Origin of the sequence: Pseudomonas sp. COW5, from assembly GCF_026240005.1 — a bacterium.
GTDB lineage: Bacteria > Pseudomonadota > Gammaproteobacteria > Pseudomonadales > Pseudomonadaceae > Aquipseudomonas > Aquipseudomonas kribbensis.
Genome location: NZ_JAPHVP010000004.1, coordinates 1 through 5,892, shown reverse-complemented (window position 1 = coordinate 5,892; position 5,892 = coordinate 1). Strand labels below are relative to the sequence as shown.

Below are 5,892 nucleotides of genomic sequence, written 5' to 3'. Positions count from 1 at the left end.
CTGCTCCGCGCTCAAGTGGTGATAAAGGATACCTTCCTGCAACGGTGCCAGCGGATAAATATCCTGCACGTTCACGGCGCCGCCGGGCACCGTGGCAACGATGCGGTCGATGCTCGATTGATCCAGTTCGGCCAGGCTCAGCAGGTCCGGGGTGATGTGGCTGCAATCAGCAGGAATGCGGTTGGCCGGTACTTCGATCTCACGACCGCTGCCCACCGCAGCGGCCAGTGCAGCCAGCGTTGGCTGGCTGAACAGCACACGCACGTCGGTATTCAGGCCGATCTGGCGCAGACGTTCGATCAGGCTCACGGCCAGCAACGAATGGCCACCCAGTTCGAAGAAGTTGTCGTGGCGACCGACCTTTTCCAGCTTCAGGACATCCGCCCAGATCTGCGCCAGTGCGGTTTCCACCGGGCCCTGCGGGGCTTCGTATTCACGGCTGAGCCAGGCGTTCTGATCCGGTTCCGGCAACGCCTTGCGGTCGAGTTTGCCGTTGGCGGTCAGCGGCAAGGCGTCGAGTCGCACGTAAGCTGCCGGGATCAAGGCTTGCGGCAGAAGCCCTTGCAGATGATTGCGCAAGGTTTCGATAGCGGCCGGTGCCCGTTCGGTGAACCACACCAGCAACTGCCCGTCGCGCACCAGCGCCACGGCGTCCTGCACCGTCGGATGGCTGGCCAGCGCGGCTTCGATTTCCCCCAGCTCGACCCGCACGCCGCGCAGTTTCACCTGATCATCGTTGCGGCCCAGGTATTCGATATTGCCGTCCGCGAGCCAGCGTGCGAGGTCGCCGGTACGGTACATCCGCGCCTGCGGCTGGTCGCTGAACGGGTCGGCGAGGAAGCGTTCGGCGGTCATTTCAGGACGGTTCAGGTAACCCCGCGCTACACCGGCGCCAGCGACGTACAACTCCCCCGCCACACCCACCGGCACCGGGCGTTGCTGGTCATCCAGCAGATAGATGCGGGCGTTGGCCATCGGCCGGCCAATGTGCAGCAGCTGACCGACTTCCACCGGGCCGGACGTCGCGACCACCGTGGCCTCGGTCGGGCCGTAGTTATTGATCACCGCGAAGCTTTGCGCACGGCTGAACTGACGTAGTTTGTCGCCACCGATCAGCAACGTGCGCAGGGTCGGGTGTTGCAGCTCGCGGCTGAACGCATATTCCGCCACCGGCGTCGGCAGGAAGCTGACTTGCAACGGCTGCGCCCGCCACCAGTCGAGCAGTTCGTCCAGGTGTTCATTGCTCACCGATTCCGGCGGCAGGTGCAGGGTCGCGCCGACGCACAGCGCCGGCCAGACTTCCCAGGCCATCGCATCGAAACCGAACCCGGCAACGCTGGCGGTGTGGCTGCCGGCGTGCAGGTCGAAGGCTTCAGCGTGCCAGTGCACGAGGTTTTCCAAAGTCGCGTGTTCGACCATCACCCCTTTCGGCTGGCCGGTGGAGCCCGAGGTGTAGATGACGTACGCCAGATTTGCCGGGGTCAGGTACGGCAGTTGCGGGTTGCTGTCGGGCAGGTGTTGCCAGGCGTCGCTGTCCAGATCGATCACCGGCAGCATGCCCGGCAGATCCCGGGTCGAGGCCTGGACCAACACGGCCACCGGATCGCTGTCCTGCAACAGGTAGGCAATACGCTCCGCCGGGTGCGCCGGATCCACCGGCACATAACCGGCGCCAGCCTTGAGAATCGCCAGCAGCCCCACCAGCATCTGCGGGCCGCGACGCACGCAAATGGCGACGCGGTCGTCCGGTTGTACGCCGAGGCCGATCAAATGATGGGCCAGTTGGTTGGCGCGCTGATTGAGGTGCCCGTAGGTCAGCTGTTGCGCGCCCTGAATCACGGCGAGGGCATTAGGGTTGCGCCGGGCCTGCGCCTCGACCATTGCGTGAATCGTTGCGCCACGGGGATAGGCCGTGACCGGGGGATTGAAGCCCTCGACCAGACGTTCCAGCTCCGCAGTCGAAAGGATCGGCAAGCGGTTCAACGGTTTTTGCGGCGTCTGTTCGAGCGCCTGCACCAGTTGCTCCAGCGCGGTATGCATGTAACTGCAAATCCGTTGCGCACCGATCTGGCTCACCGCCAGAACCGACAAGGCGAACCCTTCACCCAGATCGTCCACGCTCAGGGTCAGCGGGTAGTTGGTGCGTTCTTCACCGCCGAGTTTCTGCACGCCCTCCCAGATGCCCTGGCCGTTTTGCGACTGTTGCGCGGGGGCGCTGTGACGGTAGTTGAACAAGGCACTGAACAGCGGCGACGATGCCGCGACACCGCTGCAACGCTGGGCCAGCGCCAGCGAGGCATGTTCATGCCCCAGCAACGCGGTCAGTCTTGCGTGAGTCGCCTTGACCCCGTCCCGCGCGCCGGCACCGACATCGATGCGCAGCGGCAAGGTGTTGATGAACACCCCCAGCGCCCGGTCGGCGCCATCGCCGCCCTGCATCCGCCCCATCATCACCGTGCCGAACACCACATCGCGGCGGTTCGACAGCACGCCCAGCACTTGCGCCCAGGCCAGGTGCATCAGGCTGGCCGCGCTCACACCCAGTTGCCGCGCCTGTTCACGCAGACGCATATTGAGTTCGGTGGCCACCGGTTGCAGCGCTTCCTCGATGCCGTGACCGTCGCCCTGCACATCCCGCAGCCCCAGCGGCAGGGTCGGCTCGTCGATGTCGCCGAGCATCTCGCGGAAAAACGCTTCGTGTTCCTGCTCGCTGAGCCCCAGGCGCGCCTGGGCCACATAGTTGCGATAGGGAATCGGCGCCGAAAGGCTGTCGATCTCACCGAACATCACACCGCGCATCTCATCGATGATCACTTCCAGCGCGGTGTGATCGAGGATCAGGTGATGAGACAGCAGGATCGCCACCACGCGCTGCTGCTTCGGATCTTCGGCATACACCATGCGCAGCAGCGGCCCCTGGCTGATGTCGAGGCGGTAGTGACGGGCGTCGAAGCGCTCGTGCAATTGCTCAAGGATGTCGCCGTTTGCTGAATCCAGTGCGACGTGCTGAACCACCAGTTCGGCGTGGCGCCACACCACTTGATGCGGCGTCGCCAGGCCTTCGTGGACAACGCTGGTACGCAGGATGTCGTGGCGTGCGATGACCTGCTGCAAGGTGTCGGTGAAGGTGCGCAGGCGCTCGACACTGTCGAAGGCCAGCCGCGATTGCAGCAGGTACGGGTCGCCCTGCTCCGCGCTCAAGTGGTGATAAAGGATGCCTTCCTGCAACGGCGCCAGCGGATAGATATCCTGCACGTTGGCGGCGCCGCCCGGCACCGTGGCGACGATCCGGTCGATGCCGGCCTGGTCCAGTACGGTGAGGCTCAGCAGGTCCGGGGTGATGTGAGTGCAATCAGCAGGAATGCGGTTGGCCGGCACTTCGATTTCGCGACCACTGCCCACCGCTGCCGCCAGCGCGGCCAGGGTTGGCTGGCTGAACAATACACGCACGTCGGTGCTCAGGCCGATCCGGCGCAGGCGTTCGATCAGGCTCACGGCCAGCAACGAATGGCCGCCCAGTTCGAAGAAGTTGTCGTGGCGACCGACCTTTTCCAGCTTCAGGACGTCTGCCCAGATCTGCGCCAGCGCGGTTTCAACCGGGCCTTGCGGGGCTTCGTATGCCTGGCTGAGCCAGGCGCCCGGATCCGGTAGCGGCAAGGCTTTGCGGTCGACCTTGCCGTTGTTGTTCAGCGGCAACGCGTCGAGTTGCACCCAGGCCGAGGGCACCATGTATTCCGGCAGGCGCGACTGCAATTGTTCGCGCAGGCTGGCGCTGTCCACGCCTTCATCGGCGGTGAAATACGCCACCAGACGCAGCGGTTCCTGGCCGTCCTGACGGGCCAGCACGATGGTTTCCCTGACCCCTTCGCAGTTCAGCAGGCGGTTTTCGATTTCTCCCAGTTCGATGCGGAAACCACGAATCTTCACCTGATCGTCGTTACGTCCGATGCATTCCAGTTGGCCCGGTGCGAGCCAGCGTGCGAGGTCGCCGGTGCGATACAGCAGCGCGCCCGGTTGCTCGCTGAACGGATCCTGCAGGAATTTTTCGGCGGTCAGGTCCGGGCGATTCAAATAGCCCAGCGCCACACCCTGGCCGCCGATGTACAGCTCGCCAGTCACGCCCATCGGCACCGGTTGCTGACGGGCGTCGAGCACATAGACCTGGGTGTTGGAGATCGGCCCGCCAATCGGCACGCTGTCGGCATCGTCCGCCACTTCGCGCACTTCGAACGTCGTGGCGTAAGTCGTGGTTTCGGTCGGGCCGTAGCAGTGGACGATGCGCAGGTCCGGCGCCTCGGCCAGCAAACGGCGGAACGCGGCCGGGTCGGCGCGTTCGCCACCACAGAGCACGATGCGCAAGCCTTTGAGGACTTCGGGGATCAACTGCACGTACTGGTTGAACAGCGCGGTGGTAACGAACAGGATCGTGACGCCCGAAGCCGCCAATACCTGCCCGAACACGCTTGGATCAAGCAAGGTGTCGTGATCGATCACCACCACTCGTCCGCCGTTGAGCAGCGGCCCCCAGACGTCCATGGTGCTGGCGTCAAATGCCGGGTTGGAGGCGAACGCCACACGATCCTGCGGATTGAAATCGGCATAACCGTTGTTGATCACCAGCCGCCCGATGGCCCGGTGCGGCACCATTACCCCTTTCGGCGTACCGGTGGAGCCGGAGGTGTACATGATGTAGGCCACGGATTCCGAGGACTGCGGCAGGTCCGGGTTGTCCGTCGGTTGCGCGTCGAGTTTCAGCGCATCCAGATCGATCCGGCGCACGGTGTAGTCGACTGACTCCGTGCTCAAGGTCAACAGCGCTTTCGCCCCGCAATCCTCAACCATGAACGCCTGACGTTCAGCCGGCGCATTGATATCCAGCGGCACATAAGCCGCCGCGCATTTGCCGATGGCCAGTTGTGCGATCAACAGTTCCAGCGAACGCGGCAACAGGATCGCCACGTGGTCGCCCGGCTGCACGCCCTGCTTGATCAGATGATGGGCCAGGCGATTGGCCCGTTGATTCAGCTCTTCATAAGTCAACGCGGTGTTGCCATGCACCGCCGCCACGGCTTGCGGATGCCGTTTCACTTGCTGCTCGAACAGACCATGCACCGTCGAACCTGACGGGTATTCCCGCTGAGTCTTATTGAAACCGACCAGTAATTCCCGACGCTCATCCGGCGGCAAAATCGACAGCTGATCGACACCCAGTTGCGGCGTTTGCTCCAGCGCCTGCACCAGACTGCCGAAGGCAATGTTGATGTACTCGCAGACCCGCGCCCCATCGATGCCCGGCACCGCTTGCACACTCAGACGCAAGCCTTCGCCAAGGTCATCGACGCTGACCACCAGCGGATAGTTGCTGCGCTCGCGGGAGCTGAGCAATTCAATGCCATCAAGGGTCAGGCCGGCAGCCTGCGGTGCGCTGTGGCGATAGTTGAGCAACGTGCCGAACAGCGGCAACGAGCCGGAAACCCCGCTGCAACGCTGGGCCAGCGCCAGTGACGCCTTTTCATGGACGAGCAATTGCGCCAGCCGCTCATGGGTGGCGAGCACGCTGTCGCGCACCGACATGGCGGTCACGCTGACCCGCAGCGGCAAGGTGTTGATGAACAGGCCCAAGGCCCGGTCGGCGCCCTCGCCGCCCTGCATCCGGCCCAGCAGCACCGTGCCGAACACCACTTCGTCCCGGCCGCTGATCTGCGCCAGAACCTGCGCCCAGGCCTGGTGCGCCAGACTCGCCACACTGATGCCGAGCCGCCGTGCCTGCTCGCGCAGACGCAAGGCCAGCGCGGTGTCCAGCGTAAGTTGGCTGTCGAGCACCGCGCTGCCGTCGCCGTGCACGTCCTGCACACCGAACGCCAGGGTCGGCTCGTCGATGTCGCCGAGCAT

The 5,892-nt window shown here is 64.4% G+C and carries 1 protein-coding gene; it reads right to left on the bottom strand.

What is annotated here, in order from left to right; all coding sequences use genetic code 11:
• A partial coding sequence (locus OQ248_RS29000) for a non-ribosomal peptide synthetase (protein WP_265815205.1) occupies positions 1-5,892 on the bottom strand: 5,892 nt, incomplete at both ends.